The organism is Nocardia thailandica NBRC 100428, from assembly GCF_000308795.1.
Taxonomy (GTDB): Bacteria; Actinomycetota; Actinomycetes; order Mycobacteriales; family Mycobacteriaceae; genus Nocardia; species Nocardia thailandica.
In genome coordinates this window covers 52560-73787 of record NZ_BAGK01000241.1, presented here as the reverse complement: position 1 = coordinate 73787, position 21228 = coordinate 52560, and the positions used below count along the sequence as shown (strand labels likewise).

Genomic DNA, 21228 nt, shown 5'->3' with positions numbered 1-21228 from the left:
ACAATGTCCGGAAAGGAGGTCGGGTTGCGCGGGCAACATCAGCACGGGAGTCCCACGTGCCCGGCCGTGCGCCGATCACCCGGCGTCGACGAGGGCCATCGCCACGCCGGTCAGCAGGTCGACCAGATCCGACAGCGGCGGCTTCGTCTCACGCAACATCCATTCGTGCGCGATCCCGTTGACCGCGCCGGTGAGCAGCGCGGCGGTGAGCTGGGTGTCATCGCCGCGCAGCCGCACCCCGATCGCCTCCAGCGAGCCCTGGATCTGCGCGGCCCAGCTGTGCCTGCGCAGCCTGCGCTGCTGTTCGATGTGCTCGCTGACCCCGACCACCTCGACGAAGGCGATCTTGGCCCGATACGGGTCGCTGCCGATCGACTCGAGGTAGGCGGTCAGGCCCGTGCGCATGGCGACCACGGGGTCGGTGGGGACGGTCAGGGTCGCCAGCGAGCGGGCGACCGAGGCGGCCGCGTCGTCCTGGATCCGGTCGTAGGCGGCGATCAGCACGTCCTCGCGGGTCTCGAACTCCTCGTAGAACTGCCGCTTCGACAGGCCCGCCGCCGCGCAGACGTCGGCGAGCGAGCAGGCCAGGTAGCCGCGTTCGGCGAACAACCGGGTCGCCGCGTCGAGGAACCGCTGCCGTCGCTCCGCTTTGCGCGCCACGACGGTCCGGCCCCCATACCGCCTGTCCGTGATCGTCACCTCCTCAAAATATCTGATACCCGGAATAACACACAGGTTTCCGGGAATCTTTATCCATTTCATCAAGGCAAGGACGGCTAGCCAGTGCTCCTGCGTAACCGAGCGCCACGGACCACCGTGTCCGCATTCATTCTGGCGGCCAGCGCCGCCGTGGTGGTGTCCTCCGCGACCACCACCGCGCAGGCGGCACCCAGCGCGCGCCCCGACGTCCCCGCCGTGGCCGAGAACGTCCCCCACGACGCCCTCGCCGCGCTGGCCCCGACCGTCGTCGCGGCCGTCTCCGGCCCCGGCGTGATCGCCGACGGCGGCCAGGCGGCGATCCTCGCCCAGGTGCGCGTCCTGCTGGCCACCCCGGGCATCCCGGCCCAGATCAAGGCCACCCTGGAGAAGGTCATCACCTTCCTCGACGGCAGCGGTGGCGGCGGCCCCGACCTGCCGCCCTCGGACGGCCCGCGCATCGCGCAGTTCCTCTACCCGACCATCGGCAAGGGCTGCATCAGCGACTCCGGCGACTCGGTCGGCACCGCGCTGGCCGTGCCCGGCCCGGCCACCCTCCCGCCGCCCGGACCCGCCGCGGGCCAGGCCGGTTTCGTGTTCACCGCGCTCGGCACCAAGAAGCCGACCGCCGTGCAGAGCGCGCCGATCACCGTGCAGTGGGCCAACATCGACACCCGCCGCTCCGGCACCACGGTGCTGACCGACGAGGCCGGCATCAACCCCGACGGCCCCGCGACCCTCTCGGGGATCGCCGACACCGGCGCGGGCCGGGTCGTCGCGGTCGTGTCCGGCTCGCTCACCACCGCGGCCGACGGGGCCGACCCCCGCACCTGCTCGTTCGCGCCGACCCTGGGCTTCTTCAGCGTCGCCTGATCCGATCCGAGCCCGAAAACCCCTCCAGGAGAGTCTGTTCCATGAAGTTCCTCGTCCCCGGCCTGGTCTCCGGACTGGCCGGTGCGGTGCTGGGCGCGATCGTGGTGTTCGGCATCACGGCTGCGGTCCAGCAGAATTCGATCCCCGAGATCTCCCACGGTGACCCGAGCACCTCGCTGCTCGACAACGTTCAGTACGGAAGCCGATGAACCCACGTAGAATTTCCGCCTGCGCGCTCGTCGGTCTCGGCGCGCTCCTGGTCACCTCCTCGGTGATGATCCCGACCTACACCCTCGACAAGATGGCCAAGACGCCGCTCGACCTGGCGATCACCACGGTCGCCAAGAGCGACCCGAACCGGCCGACCAAGGTGCTCGACGCCAAGTCGCTCACCTCGCCCGAGGGTTCGGCCCGCGTCGACTCCGGCGTGCCGCTGGTCTCGCAGCGCTTCCTGACCGTCGAGGAACCCTCGGACGCCACCGAGATGACCGTCCAGGCGGGCCAGACCCTGCGCCGCGACGACCGCGAGGGCAACACCGGCCTGCTGACCGCCTCGATCGACCGCGTCACCATCGACCGCAAGTCCGGCGCGCCGGTCGCCGCCGACCCCAACGGGTCGATCGCGGTCAACGTCGACAAGTCGGGCAACTCGGTGGCCGACGCCTCGCACCGCGAGGGTCTGCAGTACCGCTTCCCGATCGGCACCGAGAAGAAGAACTACCCGTACTTCGATCTCAACGCCCGCAAGACCTTCGACATCCAGTACATGGAAGAGACCGAGATCAAGGGGATGAAGGTCTACCACTTCCAGCAGACCATCCCCGCCACGGACATGTGGGAGGTCGTCAAGTCGCCCACCCACAAGCTCACCCTGCCCGCCGCCAAGTGGGGCGTCGAGGGCGAGGGCGACGTCACCATGACGCGCTACTACACCAACGTGCGCGACGTCTGGGTCGAGCCGCAGACCGGCACCGTCATCAAGGGCGGCGAGCAGCTGCACCTGTACTACGGGCGCAGCGCCGACAAGGTCGAGGTCACCGCGCTGCAGGGCACGCTGATCTTCGACGAGAAGACCGTCGACGACCAGATGGCCGTCGCGCAGGAGAGCATCGACAAGCTCGCCCTGTTCGGCCGCACCCTGCCGATCGTGTTCGCCGTCGTCGGCGTGCTGGCGATCCTGGCGGGCATCTTCCTCGGCGTTCGCGGCGGGTCCGGCCCGTCCTACGATCCGCCGACCACGCGGCTCAGGCGCCCCAACTCCTGAGCCGAAGAGGTAGAAGAAGCCTCGGCCTCCCCGGCGTCCGCGCCGCCGGGGAGGCCGCGGTGATTTCCGGCCCGTTTTTCGCTGTCGGAGAACGCGGTCACACCCCCGGAACAAACCGGATACCTCTCGGGTTGAGTCAGCAAAGCTCAACTTTGAAAGGGTCGCACGTGACTACAGCTCAGAATCTGCCGGTGCTGTTCCTGACCGATCCGATCGTGCTGCCGGGCATGGTCGTGCCCATCGAACTGGACGAATCCGCGCAGGCCGCCATCGACGCCGCGCGGGCGGGGAAGACCGGCGCGGTGCTGGTCGCCCCGCGCCTGGACGAGGGCTACGCCTCCTACGGCGTGGTCGCCACCATCGAACAGGTCGGCAAGATGCGCGGCGGCGCCCCCGCCGCCGTCCTCAAGGCCGAGCGCCGCGCCCGCATCGGCCACGGCGTGACCGGCCCCGGCGCCGCCCTGTGGGTCGAGGCCGAACTCGTCGAGCCGCCCGCCGCCGACGCGCACGTGCGCGAACTGGCGGAGGAGTACAAGAAGCTCGTCGTCGCCGTGCTCCAGCGCCGCGAGGCCTGGCAGATCATCGACGTCGTCAACCAGCTCGACGATCCCGAACAGATCGCCGACACCGCGGGCTACGCCCCGTACCTGTCCAACGAGCAGAAGCGCGAACTGCTCGAGACCCCCGACCTCGAGGCCCGGCTGACCCGCCAGATCGAGTGGATCACCGCCCACATCGCCGAGGTGGAGGTCACCGACAAGATCAGCGAGGACGTGCGCGAGGGGATGGAGAAGTCCCAGCGCGAGTTCCTGCTGCGCCAGCAGCTCAACGCCATCCGCAAGGAACTCGGCGAGGACGAGCCCGAGGGCGCCGACGACTACCGCGCCCGGGTCGAGGCCGCCGACCTGCCCGACGACGTCCGCGCCGAGGCGCTGCGCGAGGTCGGCAGGCTCGAACGCGCCAGCGACCAGAGCCCGGAGTCCGGCTGGATCCGCACCTGGCTCGACACCGTCCTCGACCTGCCGTGGACCGTGAAGACCGACGACAGCACCGATGTCGCGGCCGCGCGTGCCGTGCTCGACGCCGATCACCACGGCCTGGACGAGGTGAAGGACCGCATGGTGGAGTACCTGGCCGTGCGCGCGCGGCGGGCCCAGCGCGGTCTGGAGGTCGTCGGCGGCCGTGGCTCCGGCGCGGTGCTCGTGCTGGTCGGCCCGCCCGGTGTCGGCAAGACCTCGCTCGGCGAGTCCGTGGCGCGGGCGCTCGGCCGCAAGTTCGTACGCGTCGCCCTCGGCGGCGTGCGCGACGAGGCCGAGATCCGTGGCCACCGGCGCACCTACGTGGGCGCGCTGCCCGGCCGGATCGTGCGCGCGGTCAAGGAGGCGGGATCGATGAACCCCGTCGTGCTGCTGGACGAGATCGACAAGGTCGGCTCCGACTTCCGCGGCGACCCCGCGGCGGCGCTGCTCGAGGTGCTCGACCCCGCCCAGAACCACACCTTCCGCGATCACTACCTCGACCTGGACCTCGACCTGTCCGACGTGCTGTTCATCGCGACGGCCAACGTCATGGACACGATCCCGGGCCCGCTGCTCGACCGCATGGAACTGATCACCGTCGACGGCTACACCGAAGCCGACAAGGTGGCCATCGCCCGCGACTTCCTGGTCCCGCGCCAGCTGGAGCGCAACGCGCTGACCGCCGACGAGGTGACCATCACCGAGGCGGCCCTGCGCGAGGTGGCGGCGAACTACACCCGCGAGGCGGGCGTGCGCCAGATGGAACGGCTGGTGGCCAAGGCCCTGCGCAAGGCGGCGACCAAGCTGACCGAGGGCGCCGGGCTCGGCTACGACCGGACCCTCGGCTACGAGGAGACGGTGCCCGCGTCGCTCACCATCGACACCGGCAACCTGACCGACTACCTCGGCCGCCCCCGCTTCACCCCGGACTCGGTGGAACGCACCGCCGTCCCCGGTGTCGCGACCGGCCTGGCCGTCACCGGCGCGGGTGGCGACGTGCTCTACATCGAGGCCAACACGGCCGAAGGGGAGCGCTCGCTCACGCTGACCGGCCAGCTCGGGGACGTGATGAAGGAGTCGGCGCAGATCGCCCTGACCTACGTGCGCTCGCACCTGGCGGAGATCGGCATCGAGCCCGCGGTCCTCGATCGCAACATCCACATCCACTTCCCCGCGGGCGCCGTCCCCAAGGACGGTCCGTCGGCCGGCGTCACCATGGTCACCGCCCTGGTCTCGCTGGCACTGGGCAGGCAGGTGCGCGCCGACGTGGGCATGACCGGTGAGGTCACGCTCAACGGCCGGGTGCTGCCGATCGGCGGGGTGAAGCAGAAGCTGCTCGCCGCCCAGCGCGCCGGGCTGAAGACCGTCTTCATCCCGGCCCGCAACGAGGCCGACCTCGACGAGGTCCCGGCCGAGGTGCTGGAGGCCCTTGATGTGCGGCCCGTCGCGGACGTTGCCGAGATCCTGGCCTACGCCATCGAACCGGTGGTGGAACAGCCCCTGGACGGCCCGGCGTTCGCCGCGGCCTCCTGACCCACCGCGACGGCCGGTGTGCGCTTCGCACGGCGCGCACCGGCCGTCGCGGCGTCTAGGCCTTCTCCGGGACGGCCACCACGGGCAGCTCGGTGGTGTCGGGCTCGGCCTCGGGCTCCGCGGCGGGCTCCTCGGCCGTGAGCGCCTCGGCGGCCAGCTCGTCGTCGCCGAAGTCGTCCTGGTCGTCGGGGTTCATGTCGGCCGGTGTCGGTTCCTGCTCGACGCGGCGGGTGGTGCCCTGTGCCACCGCGCACAGCACCGGTTCCTCCCCGTCGGACTCGGCGAACACGTCGCAGTGCGCCACCGCCTGGCGCCGCGTCGCGCCGATGACCGTGGCGTGCACCCGCAGCCGCTGGCCGTGCGCCGGGCGCAGATAGGTGATCGAGAAGCCGCCGGTGAGCACGTTGGGGCCGAGGACGGTGCCCGCGGCGAAGGTTAGCGCGTTGTCGGCGGCGTACGCCAGCACCCCGCCGTGCACGAAGCCGAACTGCTGACCGTGTTCGGGCTGGATCTCGATCACGAGTGTGGCTGCGCCGTCGCCGAATTCGGTTAGTTCCGTACCGACGAGGGTCGCGAACGGCTGGGCGGCCAGCACCCGGCGAGCGAGGTCGAGATCGAGGGTGGTGGCTTCGTTCGGCATCGGTGTTCCATTCTCGAAAGGGGCGCCCGCTGGATGTTATTCGGCGCCGGAGAACGGACGATCAGGGCACCGGGATTCGCCGGTGTTGCTGCTGGTGATCCGGCCGGAGACGGGGAAGACTGCGGGTATGCCCCGGTGGCTGCTGCACGTGGATCTGGATCAATTCCAGGCGGCGGTGGAGTTCCGTCGCCGGCCGGACCTGCGCGGGCAGCCCGTCATCGTGGGCGGCAACGGCGACCCGGCCGAGCCGCGCAAGGTCGTCACCTGCGCGTCGTATCCGGCGCGGGCCTTCGGCGTGCGTGCGGGGATGCCGCTGCGGCTGGCGGCGCGCAAGTGCCCCGACGGCGTCTTCCTGCCCGTCGACATGCCCGCCTACGAGGTCGCCTCCGACCAGATCATGGACCTGCTGCGCCGGGTCGCCGGCGCGGTGGAGGTCTGGGGCATGGACGAGGCGTTCGTCGGCACCGACGCCGACGACCCCGAGCCGCTGGCGCGCGAGATCAGGGCCGCGGTGGCCGAGGCCGGGCTGACCTGCGCGGTCGGCATCGGCGACAACAAACTCACCGCGAAACTGGCGACCGGGTTCGCCAAGGCCGTCGGCAAACGCGGCCCCAAGGCGGGCGACGACGAATCCGCGGAGGCCACGGGCATCTTCCGGCTGACCGCGGACAACTGGAACGAGCTCATGGCCGACCGACCGGTCGACGCGCTGTGGGGCGTCGGCGCGCGGATCGCGGGCCGCATGGCCGCGCTCGGGATCGGCACCGTCGGCGACCTCATGGCCGCCGACCGCGACCGCCTCGCCGCCGAGTTCGGGCCGAACACGGGCCCGTACCTGCGGGTGCTCGGCCACGGCAAGGGCGACACGGAACTGACCACCGTGCCGCGAACGCCGGTGGGCCGCAGCCGGTCCGAGACCTTCCCGCACGACCTGACCGACCGCGCCGACATCCGCCGCGAGGTCGCCCGGCTCGCCACCGAGGTCGCCGAGGAGATGGCCGAGGCGGGCCGGGTCAGCGTGCGCGTCGCGGTCACGGTGCGCACCAACACCTTCTACACGCGCACCAAACAGACCAAGCTCGCCGAGCCGACGGCCGACCCGGCGCGGATCGCCGAGCGGGCGCTGGAGGTGGTCGATCGATTCGAGCTCGACCGTCCGGTGCGCCTGCTCGGTGTCCGGCTCGAACTCGCCCCGCTCAGTGCCGGATCCGGGTGAGCTTGGCGGGATTGCGCACCGCGTACACGGCCCGCACCCGCCCGTCGGCGATCTCCAGCGACGTGACCTGGTCGATCTCCCCGTCGAGGGAGACCGCCACCGACGGCATCCCGTTGTAGTCGCCGAACGCGACACCGGGCTCGCCCATCCGCATGCCCTTGGCGAGCAGGCCGAGGATCAGGCGGGCCACCTTGTCCGGGCCGTACACCGGGCGCAGCGCCGAGGTCTTGACCCCGCCGCCGTCACCCAGGAACACCACGTCCGGCGCCAGCAGGTCCATCAGCCCCTGCACGTCGCCGGTGAGCGCGGCGACCATGAAGCGCTCGGCCACCGGCCGCGCGTCGAGCGGCCCGGCGATCACGCTGCCGCGCCGCGACCGGACCTGCGCCCGCGCACGGTGATTGAGCTGGCGCACCGCGTCCTCGGACCGGCCGACCGCCGCCGCGATCTCCGGATAGGAGAACGCGAACACCTCCCGCAGCACGAACACCGCGCGCTGGGCCGGGGACAGCGTCTCCAGCACCAGCAGCATCGCCGTGGTGACCGCCTCCCCGGTGAGCACGTGGTCGAGTCCGGCGCGGTCGGTGTCCTCGCCGGTGGCCAGCGGCTCGGGCAGCCACGGCCCGACATACTCCTCGCGCCGCCGCGCCGCCGACCGCAGCAGCGTCATCGCCTGCCGCGTGACGACCCTCGCGAGGTAGGCGCGGGGGTTCTCCACCGTGGCGTGGTCGACGGCCTGCCAGCGCAGGTAGCTGTCCTGGAGCACGTCCTCGGCGTCGACCACCGAGCCGAGGATCTCGTAGGCGATCGAGAACAGCAGCGGCCGATGCTCGGTGAATTCGTCGGCGGCCCCGGCGGTCTCGCTCATCGTCACCGCCCCGGCAGCCAGGCGTAGCGGGCGGTGCGTGCGCCGTACTTCGCGTACCGCACGATGCTCTCCTTGGTCAGCGCGGCCGTGCGTCCGGCCAGGTACAGCGGGGTGGGCGAGTCGTCGCGGCGGCAGACCTGCACGAGGGCGTCGCGCCTGCCCAGGCTCAGTGCCTGCCCGGCATAGCCCATCGAGTAGGGCTTCAGGCGGCGTCCACGGGTCACCCGCACGAGCGTATCGGCGGCGAAGTAGCCCTGCGGCGCGGCGGTCGCGCACGCGAGCCGCGCCCCCGGCACGGCGGCGCAGTCGCCGACGGCGAAGACCCGGGGATCGCTGACGCTGCGCAGCACGTCGTCGACCAGGACCCGCCCGTCGGCGTCGACGGCGAGCCCGCTGCGCGCGGCCAGCTCCGGGATGGCGCCGATGATCGCCCACAGGGTCAGGTCCGACGCCAGTCGCGCTCCGCCGTCGACGGTCACGACCCCGCCCTCCGCGCCGCGCACCCGGTCCTCGACGACCTCCACACCCAGCGCGGCCAGGCCGGCCCGCACCCGGCGTTGCCCGCCCGCCGACAGGCTCGCGCCGATCGCGGAGCCGACGAGCCGCACCCGCAGGTCGGGCCGCGCCTCGGCGACCTCGGCGGCGGTCTCGATCCCGGTCAGCCCGCCGCCGATCACGGTCACCGACTGCCCGGCGCCGAGCCGTTCCAGCGCGGCCGCGGCCTCCCGCGCGCCCTCCCAGGTGCCGACCGCGACGGTGCCGGGCAGCGGCGCGACCGCGCTGCCGACCGCGAGGAACAGCCAGTCGAAGTCGAGGGTGCCGCCGCCGCTCAGGGTGAGCGCCCCGTCGCCGATCTTGTCCACGCTGTCGACGACCAGCCGCGCCGAGGCGGGCAGCATCTCGGTCAGCGGCGTCGCCGCCGAACCGGTCCCGCAGGTCTGTTCGTGCAGCCGCACCCGCTCCACGAACTCCGCGCGCGGATTGACCACCGTCAACTCGGCCTCGGGTAGCTTCCCGGCCAGCCGGTTCGCCGCGATCGTCCCCGCGTACCCCGCGCCAATCACTGCGATCTTCATGTCGGTCCTCCCTGGTGAGAATGGGTTCGAACACGAGATGACGCGGCGGCCGATTCTGTGACGCCCGAACGCGGTGAGGTGGGTCACAGGCGCGGGGGCGGCGGGCTCGTATGCTCACCCCATGGAGTTCTCAGCGATGGTGGCGCGCGAAGCGGACGGCGGGATCGTGCTCGACCGGGAGCGGGTGGGCGAGGACTTCCTCGGCACCGGCGAGGTCACGATCAAGGTGCACTACTCCAGCGCGAACTACAAGGACGCGCTGGCGATCACCCCGCGAGGCGGCGTCGTGCGGCAGTACCCGATCATCCCGGGCATCGACCTCACCGGCGAGGTGGTCGCCTCCGAGACCGACGAGTTCGCCCCCGGCGACCTGGTCATCGCCCACGGCTACGACCTCGGCGTGTCCCGCAACGGCGGGTTCGCCGAGTACGCCCGGGTGCCCGCGGAGTGGACGGTGCGGCTCGAGGGCCTGAGCACCAGGGACGCCGCCGCGATCGGCACGGCGGGCTTCACCGCCGCGCTGAGCGTGCAGCGCCTGCTCGGCCACGGCCTGACCCCCGACGACGGTCCGGTGCTGGTCACCGGCGCCAACGGCGGCGTCGGCAGCGTGGCCGTCGACCTGCTGTCCACCCTCGGCTTCGAGATCCACGCCTCCACCGGCAACACCGGCGCGGCCGACCGCCTGGCCGACCTCGGCGCCAACGAGGTCATCGGCAGGCTGCCCGAGGACCCCAACGCCAAGCCGCGCCCGCTGGGCAAGGCCCGTTGGGCCGCGGCCGTCGACAGCGTCGGCGGGAAGTCGCTGGCCTACATCCTCAGTTCGATCGGCTACGGCGGCGCCGTGGCGGCCAGCGGCCTGACCGGCGGCGCCGAGCTGCCGACCACCGTCCTGCCGTTCATCCTGCGCGGGGTCTCGCTGCTCGGCGTCGACTCGGTCGCCCTGCCGATCGAGGAGCGGCGCGCCCTGTGGACCGCGCTGGGCGACGAGCTGCGCCCGCGCCACCTGGACACGATCGCCGCCGTCGCCCCGATCACCGAGGTGAACCAGGTGCTCGCCGCCATCAAGGACGGCGGACACACCGGCCGCACCGTGCTCGAGGTCGCCGGCGCGTTCTGACCCCCGCGTCGAGCCGACGGGCCGCGCCGGTCGTCCGGCGCGGCCCGTGGCGTGCGGTGTGCCGTCAGGCGGCGGCGGTCACCGGCTCGTCGGCGAACTGGGTGCGGTACAGCTCCGCGTAGCGGCCGCCCGCCGCGAGCAGGTCGGTGTGCGTGCCGCGTTCCACGATGCGCCCGCCCTCGAGCACCACGATCTGGTCCGCCGCGCGGATGGTCGAGAGCCGGTGCGCGATGACCAGCGCGGTGCGGCCCTCCAACGCCTCGGACAGCGCCTCCTGCACCGCCGCCTCCGAGGTGGAGTCCAGCGAGGCGGTCGCCTCGTCGAGGATGACCACCCGGGGCTGCTTGAGCAGCAGCCGGGCGATGGTCAGCCGCTGACGCTCGCCGCCGGACAGCCGGTAGCCGCGTTCGCCGACCACCGTGTCGAGGCCGTCGGCCAGCGATTCGACCAGCTCCCGCAGCCGCGCCCGCTCGAGCGCGTCCCACAGCTCGGCCTCGCTCGCCTCCGGGCGGGCCAGCAGCAGGTTGGCGCGGATGGTGTCGTGGAACAGGTGGCCGTCCTGGGTGACCAGCCCGACCGTGGCCTGCACCGACTCCACCGTCAGGTCGCGCACGTCGGTGCCGCCGATGCGGACCGCGCCGCCGTCGACGTCGTAGAGGCGGGAAACCAGCTGGGCGATGGTCGACTTGCCCGCGCCCGACGAGCCGACCAGGGCGATCATCTGCCCGGGCTCGGCCCGCAGCGACACCTCGTGCAGCACCGGAACGCCGCCGCGCGTGTCCAGCGTCGCCACGTCCTCGAGCGAGGCGAGCGACACCTTGTCGGCCGACGGGTAACCGAAGTCGACGGCGTCGAGCTCGACCGAGACCGGGCCGTCGGGGACCGCGACCGCGCCCGGCGCGTTCTCGATCAGCGGCTTCAGATCGAGCACCTCGAAGACGCGCTCGAAGCTGACCAGTGCGGACATGATCTCGAGCCGGGCGCTGGCCAGCGCGGTCAGCGGCGTGTAGAGCCGGGTCAGCAGCAGCGACAGCGCGACCACCGAGCCCGCGTCCAGCGTGCCACGCAGCGCGTACCAGCCGCCGAGCCCGTAGACCAGGGCGAGCGCCAGCGCCGAGACCAGCGTCAGCGAGGTGACGAAGGTGGTCTGCAGCATGGCCGTGCGGACCCCGATGTCGCGCACCCGGCGGGCCCGCAGCTCGAACTCGGCCGACTCCTGGCCGGGCCTGCCGAACAGCTTGACCAGGGTGGCGCCCGGCGCGGAGAAGCGTTCGGTCATCTGGGTACTCATCGAGGCGTTGAGCTGGGCGGCCTCGCGCTGCATCGCCGCGAGCTTGTTGCCCGCGCGGCGGGCCGGGATCACGAACACCGGGAGCAGCAGCAGCGCCAGCAGGGTGATCTGCCAGGAGATGCTCACCATGACGACCACGGTCAGGGCCAGGGTGACCACGTTGGTGACCACGCCGGAGAGGGTGTCGCTGAACGCGCGCTGCGCGCCGATGACGTCGCTGTTGAGCCTGCTGACCAGCGCGCCCGTGCGGGTGCGGGTGAAGAACGCGACCGGCATCTTCTGCACGTGGTCGAACACCGCGGTCCGCAGGTCGAGGATGAGTCCCTCGCCGATCCGCGCCGAGAGCCAGCGGATCACCAGCCCCATGCCCGCGTCGAGGATCGCCAGGGCGGCGATGGCGACCGCGATCAGCACGACCGTCCGCGCCGCCGCGCCGGTCACGATCCCGTCCACGACCCGGCCCGCGAGTACCGGCGTCGCCACGGCCAGGGCCGCGGCGACCACGCTCAGCAGCAGGAACGCCGCGATCCGCCGGTGATGCGGCCGGGCGAAACGCAGGATCCGGCGCGCGGTGGCCATGCTGAACGGCCGCTGCTCGTCCGGCGCGTTCATCCGGCGGTACATCTGGCTGTAGGCCACCGATTCGATACTCATCGACCACACTCCTCCCGGTTCGGAGCCATGAAACACTCCGGCACCGACACTAAGAACTCAACAGAGGTTCAGGTCAAGCTGATTCCGGCGGCCGCCGGATTGCGCCGAGGGCGAACACGCGGCGGCGATCTACGCTGGTCCGATGATCGACGACCGGGTGGTTGCGGCCCTGCGGAACCGGCTCGCGGGCGAGATCGACACCTCGGCCCGGCGGCGGGCCGAGTACTCCTCGGACGCGTCCAACTACCGGGTCCGGCCCGCGGCGGTGGTCTTCCCGCGCACCGACGACGATGTCGCGGCGACGCTGGCCTTCGCGCGGGACGAGGGTCTCGCGATCACCGCGCGCGGCGGCGGCACCTCGGTGGCGGGCAACGCGGTCGGCCCCGGCCTCGTCCTCGATTTCAGCAGGCACTTCGACCGTGTGCTCGACCTCGATCCGGCCGCGCGCACCGCCCGGGTGCAACCCGGCGTCGTCCTGTCCCGCCTGCAGGCGGCCGCCCGGACGCACGGCCTGCGGTTCGGCCCCGACCCGTCCACCCAGGACCGCTGCACCCTCGGCGGCATGATCGGCAACAACGCCTGCGGCCCGCACGCGCTGGCCTGGGGCCGGACCTCCGACGCCGTGCGCACGCTGCGCGTCCTCGACGGCACCGGCGCCGAACGGCTGCTCGGCGGCGACCCGGCGGCGGTGCCCGGGCTGGCCGAGTTCACCCTCGCCAACCTCGCCGTCCTGCGCACCGAACTCGGCCGCTTCGACCGGCAGGCGTCCGGCTACGCGTTGGAACACCTGCTGCCCGAACGTCATTCGTCGGTCGCCAAGGCGTTCGTCGGTTCGGAGGGCACCTGTGGGCTGCTGCTCGAGGCCGAGGTCGCGCTGACCCCGCTGCCGGGCGCGACGGTGCTGACCGTCCTCGGCTATCCCGACATCGCCACCGCCGCCGACGATGTCGCGGCGGTGACCGGCTGCGCGCCGGTCGCGGTGGAGGGCATCGACGCGGGACTGGTCGACGTGGTGCGCGCCCATCGCGGCACCGTGCCCGCCCTGCCGCGCGGGCGCGGCTGGCTCTTCGTCGAGACCGCGGGCGCCACCGCGGTGGAGGCGCGCGCCCACGCCGACGCGCTCGTGCGGGCCGTCGGCGCGATCGACCACCGCATCGTGACCGACGCCGGGGAAACGGCCGCCCTCTGGCGGATCCGGGCCGACGGCGCCGGGCTCGCGGGCCGCTCCCCCGACGGCCGCCCGGCCTGGCCGGGCTGGGAGGACGCGGCCGTCCCGCCGGAACGTCTCGGCGCGTATCTGCGCGACTTCGCCTCGCTCACCGCCGGTTACGACGTGAGCGGCCTGCTGTACGGACACCTCGGCGACGGCTGTATCCATGTGCGCCTCGACTTCCCGATCGATCGCGCGCCGGAGCGCTTCCGCGCGTTCCTCTTCGACGCGGCGGAACTCGCGGTCCGGCACGGTGGCTCGCTCTCGGGCGAGCACGGCGACGGCCGGGCCCGCTCCGAACTCCTCGCGGTGATGTACTCCCCGGCCGCCCGCGCCGCCTTCGCCGGCTTCAAGGCGCTCTTCGACCCCGACGACCGGCTCAACCCGGGCGTCCTCGTCGCCCCCGAACCGGTGGACGGCGACCTGCGGGTGGCCGGCCTCGCACCGGTGCCCGCGGCGGGCGGCTTCGCCCTCGCCGGCGACGCGGGCGACCTCGGCACCGCGGTGCACCGCTGCGTCGGCGTCGGCAAGTGTCGCGCGGATTCCCGGGGCGCGGGCGGGTTCATGTGCCCGTCGTACCTCGCGACCGCCGACGAGAAGGACAGCACCCGCGGCCGCGCCCGCGTCCTGCAGGAGGTCGTGCGCGGCGCGCTCGACTGGCGCGGGCCCGAGGTGGCCGAATCGCTCGACCTGTGCCTGTCCTGCAAGGCCTGCCACTCCGACTGCCCGGCGGGCGTCGACATGGCCACCTACAAGGCGGAGACGCTGCATCGCCGCTATCGGGGCCGGGTCCGGCCTGCCGACCACTACGCGCTGGGGCAGCTTCCCCGCTGGCTGGCGGCGGCGGGCCGGGCGCCGCGCCTGGTCAACGCGCTCGCGGCCAACGCCCGGCTGCGCGGGCTCGGGCTGCGCGCGGCGGGCATCGACCCGCGCCGCGAGATCCCGGCCCTGGCGCCGCGGGGCTTCCGCAGGTCGTGGCGGGAGCGCGGCGGCGGCGGTCCCGAGGTGATGCTGTGGGTCGACACCTTCACCGAGCATTTCGACCCCGGCAACGGCCTGGCCGCGGCCCGGCTGCTCGAGCGCCTCGGGTACCGCGTCCGGATCACCGGCAGGCAGGTCTGCTGCGGCCTCACCTGGATCAGCACCGGCCAGCTCGACGGCGCCCGCGCGCGGCTACGCGCCTCGGTCGAGGCGCTGGCCGGGCACGTGGCGGCGGGCGGACTCGTCGTCGGCATCGAACCGTCCTGCACGGCGGCCCTGCGCGCCGACCTGCCCGAACTGCTCCCCGACGACCCCCGCGCGGCCGCGGTCGCCGCCGCCGTGCGGACGCTGGCGGAGTTCCTCGACGCCGACCCCGGCTGGCGCCCGCCGGACCGGACGGGGGAGCGGGTGCTGGTGCAGCCGCACTGCCATCAGCACGCGGTGCTCGGTTTCGACGCCGAACGCCGGATATTCGCCCGCATGGGCGTCGCGGTCACCGAGATCGCCGGCTGCTGCGGGCTGGCGGGCAACTTCGGGATGCAGCGCGGCCACTACGAGCTCTCGGCCGCGATCGCGCGGACCGGTCTGCTCGCGGCGCTCGACGCCGCGACCGCGGGGACGGAACTGCTCGCCGACGGCTTCTCCTGCCGGACCCAGGCCGAGCAACTGGCCGGGCGGACCGGGCGTCATCTGGCGCGCTACCTGCTCGGGGAGTGATCTCCGGCGCACCCGCGCCGCCGCCCGGGTGCGCCGGTCCGCGCCTCAGCTGCCGGAGGGCAGCACGCCGCGCGGGATGTGATAGCCCGAGCTGCCCGCGAAGACACTGCCCCATGCGGCGAGTAGCCAGTTGAGTGCGTCGGTGATCATCCGTACCTCCTCGGCCGTGGCTGCCGGCGGTTTGCCGGTCGCGGGGATATCGGCCGCCGCGCCGGGACCATTACGAGCCGGCATCGCGCGCGGCGCGTCCGCGCGCCCGGGTCGACCCCCCATATTCGGTGGCATTCCACGCCGACGGCCCGGCCGTACGATTCGCTCCATGACCACCGGCTCCGCCGCCGTGGCGCGCGGCGTCATCGAGTCGTTCGCGTGCGCCGTCGGCGCCCTCTCCTGCCCCATCGTCATCCCCGGCTGACCGCGCCGCGGCCCCGCGCGCCCGGCGGGGGCAGAATGAACCGGTGCCAACGACCCTCGACACCACCGGGTCGCGCCGGGTCGTCCGCTCGGACCGCCCGTTCGACGTCGGGCTCACCGTCGCCCCGCTGCGCCGCGGGGCGGGTGACCCGTGCCACCGGGTCACCCCGGACGGCGCGCACTGGCACGCCTCCCGGCTGTCGTCCGGACCGGTCACCTTCCGCCTGCGCCGCGACGGCGCCGACGGCGCCGAGGCGACGGCCTGGGGCCCCGGCGCCGAGGAGTTCCTCGACGGCCTCGGCCACATGCTCTGCCTGGACGAGGACCTGGCCGGGTTCGTCCCGGAGCACCCGAAGCTGATCGAGGCGCACCGGCGCGTCCCGGGACTGCGCATGCTGCGCACCGGACTGGTCTTCGAGGCGCTGGTGCCCGCCGTGCTGGAACAGAAGGTGCACACGAAGTCGTCGTGGGCGTCCTGGCGCGCCCTCGTGCGCGAGTTCGGCACCCCGCGCCGGGGCCCGGCGGCCTGCTGCTCGCGCCCGACGCCGACACGTGGCGCCGCATCCCGTCCTGGCGCTACCACCGGGCGAACGTCGGACCGCAGCGCTCGGCGACCATCGTGCGCGCGGCTCGGGTGGCCGACGCGCTCGAACGCACCGTCGCGCTACCGCCCGCCGAGGCCGCCGCGAAGCTGCGCACCGTCCCGGGTATAGGGGAGTGGACAGCGGCCGAGATCGGCCAGCGGGCGTACGGCGACCCGGATGCCCTGTCGGTCGGCGACTTCCACCTGGCCGCGACCGTCGGCTGGTCGCTGCTGGGCCGCCCGATCGACGACGCGGAGATGGTGGCCTATCTGGAACCGCTTCGCCCCCATCGATACCGGGCCGTCCGGCTGCTCGAACTCAGTGGTCAGGCGCACAAACCGACGTTCGGCCCGCGTACGCCGCTCACCGATCACAGCAGGCGCTGAGCCGCTGAGCCTCAGTACACCGCCCGCTCGTCCAGGACACACCGTCCCTCGTCGACGAGGGTGTTGCGGGCACGGCGCCGCACCCGGCACTGGTCCACGGTGCAGTCGAGATGCAATTGCATTGCCGCATGGGCCTGTTCGGGATTCATCGGTCCTGGGTCGGTGCCACAGTTGAGCAGTGCGGCCGCGACGAACATGTTCAGCTGGCTCAGTTGCACACCACAGCAGAACACGCAACCGCCCGGCTACCGGGTGGTACACGCCGATCACGATATTTCCCCCGAATTCCCAGCACGAGATCCGTGACGGAGTGCAGGATTTCCCAGAGTGGACGAAATCGAGTGCCACATCGGGGCGGTGGCGACGGGCGAACCCGCAGAGGGAGTGGGGCTGTGACGGCAAGTGCATCGATCGGGACCGACGAGGGGACGGCGGCATCGGCGGCGGGGGTGTCCTCCACGCTGCCGCGCAGGCAGCTCGGCCGCTACCTGCGGGACTGGCGGACCCAGGCGGGCCTGACCATCGCCGACGCGGCCAAGCTCATGGAATGGGGCGCGAGCACCCTGCAACGACTGGAGAAGGGCCAGTCCGACCGCATCCGCACCATCGACATCCACGAGCTGTGCCGCATCTACGGCATCCCCGACGACCTCGCCGAGGGGCTCAAGGGCCTCGCGCAGCAGGCCGCCGTCAAGAGCTGGTGGCACGCCTACGGCGATCTCATCCCGGAGAACTTCGACATCTACGTCGGCCTGGAGGCCTCGGCCCGCGGGCTCCGCGCCTACCAGTCCGAACTCGTCCTCGGCCTGCTCCAGACCGCCGACTACGCCCGCGCCCTCAATGTCCTGGGCTACCCGGAGGATTCGGCCGCCGAAGTGGACCGCCGCGTGCAGCTGCGCCTGCAGCGACAGGCCCTGATCACCCGCACCCACGCGCCCGCGACGATCGACGTGGTCCTGCACGAGTCGGTATTGCATCGCGTGGTCGGTGATGCAAAGGTGATGGCTGCGCAGTTGCGGCATCTGGCCGACATCAGCACGAGGGGCAATGTCACGCTGCGCGTCCTGCCGTTTGCCGCCGGTGTACCACTCGGAGTCTCCACCGGACCGTTCACGGTTCTCGAGTTCGGCACCGACGGCAAGGGGCAACCGGTCGAACCACCGGTGGTGTACGCCGAAGGCTTCACCGGCGATCTCTACCTGGAACGACGTGCGGATGTCAGAAGGTACGACCGGGCTCACGAGTGCCTCCAGCGCCATGCGCTGGATATCCAGCCGAGTAGACACCTGCTGCGGCAGGTCGCGAAGGAGTATGTGGCATGAGTTTCGAACTTGTCGGTGCGCACTGGTTCAAGAGTTCCCGCAGCGGCGCCGGTAAGGACTGTGTCGAGGTCGCCTTTCTGCACGGTGGCCGGGTCGGCGTGCGCGACAGCAAGAATCCGGCGGGTCCCGCGCTGGTGTTCGACGGTCCGTCCTGGGACGCGTTCACCCGCCGGATCGACGACGGCGAGTTCCTCGCCGGGTCCGTGCGGTGAGCGTGTCGGGCGGGGGATCGATCGATACCAGCGCGGCCACCTGGCTGCGCGCGGGCGAGGCGGCGGCCTCGGGCAGTGTCGAGGTGGCGCTGCTCGCCGACGGGCACGTGGCGCTACGCGACGGCAAGAACCCGGAGGGGCCGGTGCTCGTCTTCACCCCGGCCGAGTGGGCGGCGTTCACCGCGGGCGTGCACGACGGCGAATTCGACCGCCCGTGACCTACGTCGCGCCGCGACGTTTGGTGGCATAACACCCGGGTAACCCTCCCTTCATGGACCGAGGGTTGAAGAAGATGCCACCCCGGTACCGGAGGCCAGTGCCTGTGGTGGACGGGGTGGAACGCTTGATCGTGGTACTGCTTTTCGTGGTATCGGCGGTCGGAATCTATGTACTCACCGGATCATTCCCGACGGCGTTCGGTGTCGGCGTGCTGGTGGGTGCGGTCTCGGTCGGCGTCGTGGCGATGCTCTAGCGATCGCGCCGGAAGAGCTTGTTGCCGAGCCAGACCACCGGGTCGTACTTCTTGTCGGCGACCCGTTCCTTGAGGGGGATCAGCGCGTTGTCGGTGATCTTGATGTGTTCGGGGCAGACCTCGGTGCAGCATTTGGTGATGTTGCAGTAGCCGAGGCCTTCCTCGTTCTGGGCCTGTTCGCGCCGGTCCGCGGTGTCGAGCGGATGCATCTCCAGCTCGGCGATGCGCATGAGATACCGCGGGCCCGCGAACGCGGCCTTGTTCTCCTCGTGGTCACGCACGACGTGGCAGGTGTTCTGGCACAGGAAGCATTCGATGCACTTGCGGAACTCCTGGGAGCGTTCGACGTCCACCTGCTGCATCCGGTAGTCCCCGGGAGCCAGTCCGGCGGGCGGGGTGAACGACGTTATCTCCCTTGCCTTCTGGTAGTTGAACGAGACGTCGGTGACCAGGTCCTTGATGATGGGGAAGGTCCGCATCGGGGTCACGGTCACGACCTCGGCCTCGGTGAAGGTGGACATGCGGGTCATACACAGCAGACGCGGCCTGCCGTTGACCTCGGCCGAGCACGAACCGCACTTGCCCGCCTTGCAGTTCCAGCGCACCGCGAGGTCGGGCGCCTGGGTGGCCTGGAGCCGGTGGATGATGTCGAGGACGACCTCGCCCTCGTGCACCGGCACGGTGAAGTCCTCCAGCGCGCCACCCTCGTCGGTGCCCCGCCACACCCGGAAATGTGCGTCGTACGCCATGGCTACGCCTTCCCTTCCACGCCGGTGCCGGGATGCCCGGCCAGTTCCGCCGCGGTGTAGTACTTCTCGAGTTCGCCGAGCTCGAACAGGGCGAGCAGGTCCTCGCGCATGGGTGTCTGTTCGGCCGGGGTGACCGTCACGTCGGGCACCTGCGCCCCGGCGGTCGCCGGATCGACCGCGCAGACCAGCAGGGTGCGGCGCCAGTCGGCGTCCATGCCCGGATGGTCGTCGCGGGTGTGGCCGCCGCGGCTCTCGGTGCGCAGCAGCGCCGCCTGCGCGACGCATTCGCTGACCAGCAGCATGTTGGCCAGGTCGAGGGCCAGGTGCCAGCCGGGGTTGAACTGCCGGTGCCCCTCCACGACCACGTCGGCGTACCGGGTCCGCAGTTCGGCCAGCTTCTCGATGGCCGCGCGTACCTCGTGCTCCTTGCGGATGATGCCGACCAGGTCGTTCATCGTCTGCTGGAGCTCGGTGTGCAGGGTGTAGGGGTTCTCGCCCGTGCCGGTGGCGGGCGGATCGAACGGCGCGAGCGCGCTCCGCGCCGCGGCCGCGATGTCGGCGTCGTCGGGCCGCGGCCGCGCGGTCAGGCCCTGCACGTAGGCCGAGGCGCCGAGCCCGGCGCGCCGGCCGAACACCAGCAGGTCCGACAGCGAGTTGCCGCCCAGCCGGTTGGAGCCGTGCATCCCGCCGGAACACTCACCGGCGGCGAACAATCCGGGGACGACCGCCGCGCCGGTGTCCGGGTCGACCTCGATCCCGCCCATCACGTAGTGGCAGGTCGGGCCGACCTCCATCGGCTCGGCGGTGATGTCGACGTCGGCGAGTTCCTTGAACTGATGGTGCATCGAGGGCAGCCTGCGCACGATCTCCTCGGCGGGCATGCGCGAGGCGATGTCGAGATAGACGCCGCCGTGCTCGGTGCCGCGACCCGCCTTGACCTCCTCGTTGATGGCGCGCGCGACCTCGTCGCGGGGCAGCAGGTCGGGGGTGCGGCGCGCGGAGTCGTTGTCGCGCAGCCACTGGTCGGCCTCTTCCTCGGTCTCGGCGTACTGGCCCTTGAACACCGCGGGGATGTAGTCGAACATGAAGCGCTTGCCGTCGGTGTTCTTCAGCACGCCGCCGTCGCCGCGCACGCCCTCGGTGACCAGGATGCCCTTCACGCTCGGCGGCCAGACCATGCCGGTCGGGTGGAACTGCAGGAATTCCATGTTGATCAGCGTCGCGCCCGCCCGCAGGGCCAGCGCGTGGCCGTCGCCGGTGTACTCCCAGGAGTTCGAGGTCACCTTGTAGGACTTGCCGATGCCGCCGGTGGCCAGCACGATCGCGGGCGCCTCGAACAGCACGAAGCGCCCCGACTCGCGCCAGTAGCCGAAAGCGCCCGCCACCGCGCCGTTCTCGGTGAGCAGCTCGGTGATGGTGCATTCGGCGAAGACCTTGATGCGCGCCTCGTAGTCGCCGGTCTCGGCGTGGTCCTCCTGCTGCAGCGAGACGATCTTCTGCTGCATGGTGCGGATGATCTCGAGCCCGGTGCGGTCACCGACGTGCGCCAGGCGCGGATAGGTGTGGCCGCCGAAGTTGCGCTGGCTGATCCGTCCGTCGGGCGTCCGATCGAACAGGGCGCCATAGGTTTCCAGCTCCCAGACCCGCTGCGGCGCCTCCTGCGCGTGCAACTCGGCCATGCGCCAGTTGTTGAGGAACTTGCCCCCGCGCATCGTGTCCTTGAAATGGGTCTGCCACGTGTCCTTCTCGTTGGCGTTGCCCATCGAGGCGGCGCAACCGCCCTCGGCCATGACGGTGTGCGCCTTGCCGAACAGCGACTTGCACACCACGGCCACCGACAGTCCTTGCTCCCTGGCCTCGATGACCGCGCGCAAGCCTGCCCCTCCGGCACCGATCACCACGACGTCGTAGTTGTGCCGTTCCACTTCTGGCAT

At 71.9% G+C, this 21228-nt stretch carries 18 protein-coding genes and 2 pseudogenes; 12 read left to right on the top strand and 8 right to left on the bottom strand.

Annotated features, from left to right (window positions below; translation table 11 throughout):
- Positions 1-75: 75 nt before the first annotated feature.
- Complete coding sequence (locus tag ON36_RS28005; RefSeq protein WP_043659781.1) at positions 76-699, bottom strand: TetR/AcrR family transcriptional regulator; 624 nt, start codon at positions 697-699, stop codon at positions 76-78.
- A gap of 117 nt (positions 700-816) precedes the next feature.
- Between ON36_RS28005 and ON36_RS28000 the strand changes: the two genes are divergently transcribed.
- The 4 genes from ON36_RS28000 to lon all read left to right on the top strand — a co-directional run bounded on the left by ON36_RS28000 (position 817) and on the right by lon (position 5385).
- A complete protein-coding gene (locus ON36_RS28000; RefSeq protein ID WP_245558231.1) occupies positions 817-1569 on the top strand; it encodes an Rv1157c family protein in 753 nt (250 codons plus the stop codon).
- A gap of 41 nt (positions 1570-1610) precedes the next feature.
- Positions 1611-1778 carry a DUF2613 domain-containing protein gene (locus ON36_RS33840; protein WP_083885474.1) on the top strand — a complete coding sequence of 56 codons (168 nt, stop codon included), beginning with the start codon at positions 1611-1613 and terminating at the stop codon, positions 1776-1778.
- Entirely contained in the window at positions 1775-2833 is a 1059-nt protein-coding gene (gene pgfA, locus ON36_RS27995; RefSeq protein WP_043659775.1) for a cell envelope lipid trafficking protein PgfA, read from the top strand. The genes ON36_RS33840 and pgfA overlap by 4 nt, the downstream gene beginning before the upstream one ends.
- Positions 2834-3060: 227 nt before the next feature.
- Positions 3061-5385: an endopeptidase La gene (lon, locus tag ON36_RS27990; protein WP_052314418.1), complete on the top strand. Its 2325-nt coding sequence runs from the start codon at positions 3061-3063 to the stop codon at positions 5383-5385.
- Between the two features lie 232 nt (positions 5386-5617).
- Here the strand turns inward: lon and ON36_RS27985 are convergent.
- Positions 5618-6025, bottom strand: a pseudogene (locus tag ON36_RS27985) (PaaI family thioesterase); the annotation flags it as partial.
- 127 nt (positions 6026-6152) lie between these two features.
- Here ON36_RS27985 and ON36_RS27980 point away from each other — a divergent pair.
- On the top strand, positions 6153-7241 hold the full coding sequence (locus tag ON36_RS27980) for a DNA polymerase IV (protein ID WP_043659808.1): 1089 nt from the start codon (positions 6153-6155) through the stop codon (positions 7239-7241).
- On the opposite strand, the gene ON36_RS27975 is transcribed toward ON36_RS27980, so the two are convergent.
- Positions 7222-8109 (bottom strand): RNA polymerase sigma-70 factor, encoded by an 888-nt coding sequence (locus tag ON36_RS27975; protein WP_043659770.1) that lies wholly within the window; start codon positions 8107-8109, stop codon positions 7222-7224. The two genes, ON36_RS27980 and ON36_RS27975, sit on opposite strands and share 20 nt — an antisense overlap.
- Positions 8110-8111: 2 nt before the next feature.
- Positions 8112-9185, bottom strand: coding sequence for an NAD(P)/FAD-dependent oxidoreductase (locus tag ON36_RS27970; RefSeq protein WP_043659767.1), 1074 nt, complete (start codon positions 9183-9185; stop codon positions 8112-8114).
- A 121-nt stretch (positions 9186-9306) separates the two neighbouring features.
- On the opposite strand from ON36_RS27970, the gene ON36_RS27965 reads away from it, so the two are divergent.
- Positions 9307-10302, top strand: a complete 996-nt coding sequence (locus ON36_RS27965; protein WP_043659764.1) for an oxidoreductase — start codon at positions 9307-9309, stop codon at positions 10300-10302.
- Between the two features lie 64 nt (positions 10303-10366).
- Here ON36_RS27965 and ON36_RS27960 read toward each other — a convergent pair whose 3' ends face one another.
- Positions 10367-12247: an ABC transporter ATP-binding protein gene (locus ON36_RS27960; RefSeq protein ID WP_043659805.1), complete on the bottom strand. Its 1881-nt coding sequence runs from the start codon at positions 12245-12247 to the stop codon at positions 10367-10369.
- 142 nt (positions 12248-12389) lie between these two features.
- Here ON36_RS27960 and ON36_RS27955 point away from each other — a divergent pair, with 142 nt between their 5' ends.
- A complete protein-coding gene (locus tag ON36_RS27955) occupies positions 12390-15155 on the top strand; it encodes an FAD-binding and (Fe-S)-binding domain-containing protein (protein ID WP_043659761.1) in 2766 nt (921 codons plus the stop codon).
- A gap of 458 nt (positions 15156-15613) precedes the next feature.
- Positions 15614-16539: pseudogene (locus ON36_RS27950) on the top strand (DNA-3-methyladenine glycosylase family protein).
- Between the two features lie 11 nt (positions 16540-16550).
- Here ON36_RS27950 and ON36_RS27945 read toward each other — a convergent pair.
- Positions 16551-16757 carry a hypothetical protein gene (locus ON36_RS27945; protein ID WP_043659759.1) on the bottom strand — a complete coding sequence of 69 codons (207 nt, stop codon included), beginning with the start codon at positions 16755-16757 and terminating at the stop codon, positions 16551-16553.
- Between the two features lie 174 nt (positions 16758-16931).
- On the opposite strand from ON36_RS27945, the gene ON36_RS27940 reads away from it, so the two are divergent.
- The 4 genes from ON36_RS27940 (at position 16932) to ON36_RS27925 (ending at position 18545) form a co-directional block, all read left to right on the top strand.
- The gene (locus ON36_RS27940) at positions 16932-17861 is read left to right on the top strand and encodes a helix-turn-helix domain-containing protein (protein ID WP_444543634.1); all 930 of its coding nucleotides are present in this window, start codon (positions 16932-16934) and stop codon (positions 17859-17861) included.
- Positions 17858-18073, top strand: a complete 216-nt coding sequence (locus tag ON36_RS27935) for a DUF397 domain-containing protein (protein ID WP_043659754.1) — start codon at positions 17858-17860, stop codon at positions 18071-18073. Before ON36_RS27940 ends, ON36_RS27935 begins: the two co-directional genes overlap by 4 nt.
- Entirely contained in the window at positions 18070-18291 is a 222-nt protein-coding gene (locus ON36_RS27930) for a DUF397 domain-containing protein (RefSeq protein WP_043659751.1), read from the top strand. Before ON36_RS27935 ends, ON36_RS27930 begins: the two co-directional genes overlap by 4 nt.
- 116 nt (positions 18292-18407) lie before the next feature.
- The gene (locus tag ON36_RS27925) at positions 18408-18545 is read left to right on the top strand and encodes a hypothetical protein (RefSeq protein WP_245558230.1); all 138 of its coding nucleotides are present in this window, start codon (positions 18408-18410) and stop codon (positions 18543-18545) included.
- On the opposite strand, the gene ON36_RS27920 is transcribed toward ON36_RS27925, so the two are convergent.
- Entirely contained in the window at positions 18542-19294 is a 753-nt protein-coding gene (locus ON36_RS27920; RefSeq protein WP_043659747.1) for a succinate dehydrogenase/fumarate reductase iron-sulfur subunit, read from the bottom strand. The two genes, ON36_RS27925 and ON36_RS27920, sit on opposite strands and share 4 nt — an antisense overlap.
- A 2-nt stretch (positions 19295-19296) precedes the next feature.
- Entirely contained in the window at positions 19297-21228 is a 1932-nt protein-coding gene (locus tag ON36_RS27915; RefSeq protein WP_043659745.1) for a fumarate reductase/succinate dehydrogenase flavoprotein subunit, read from the bottom strand.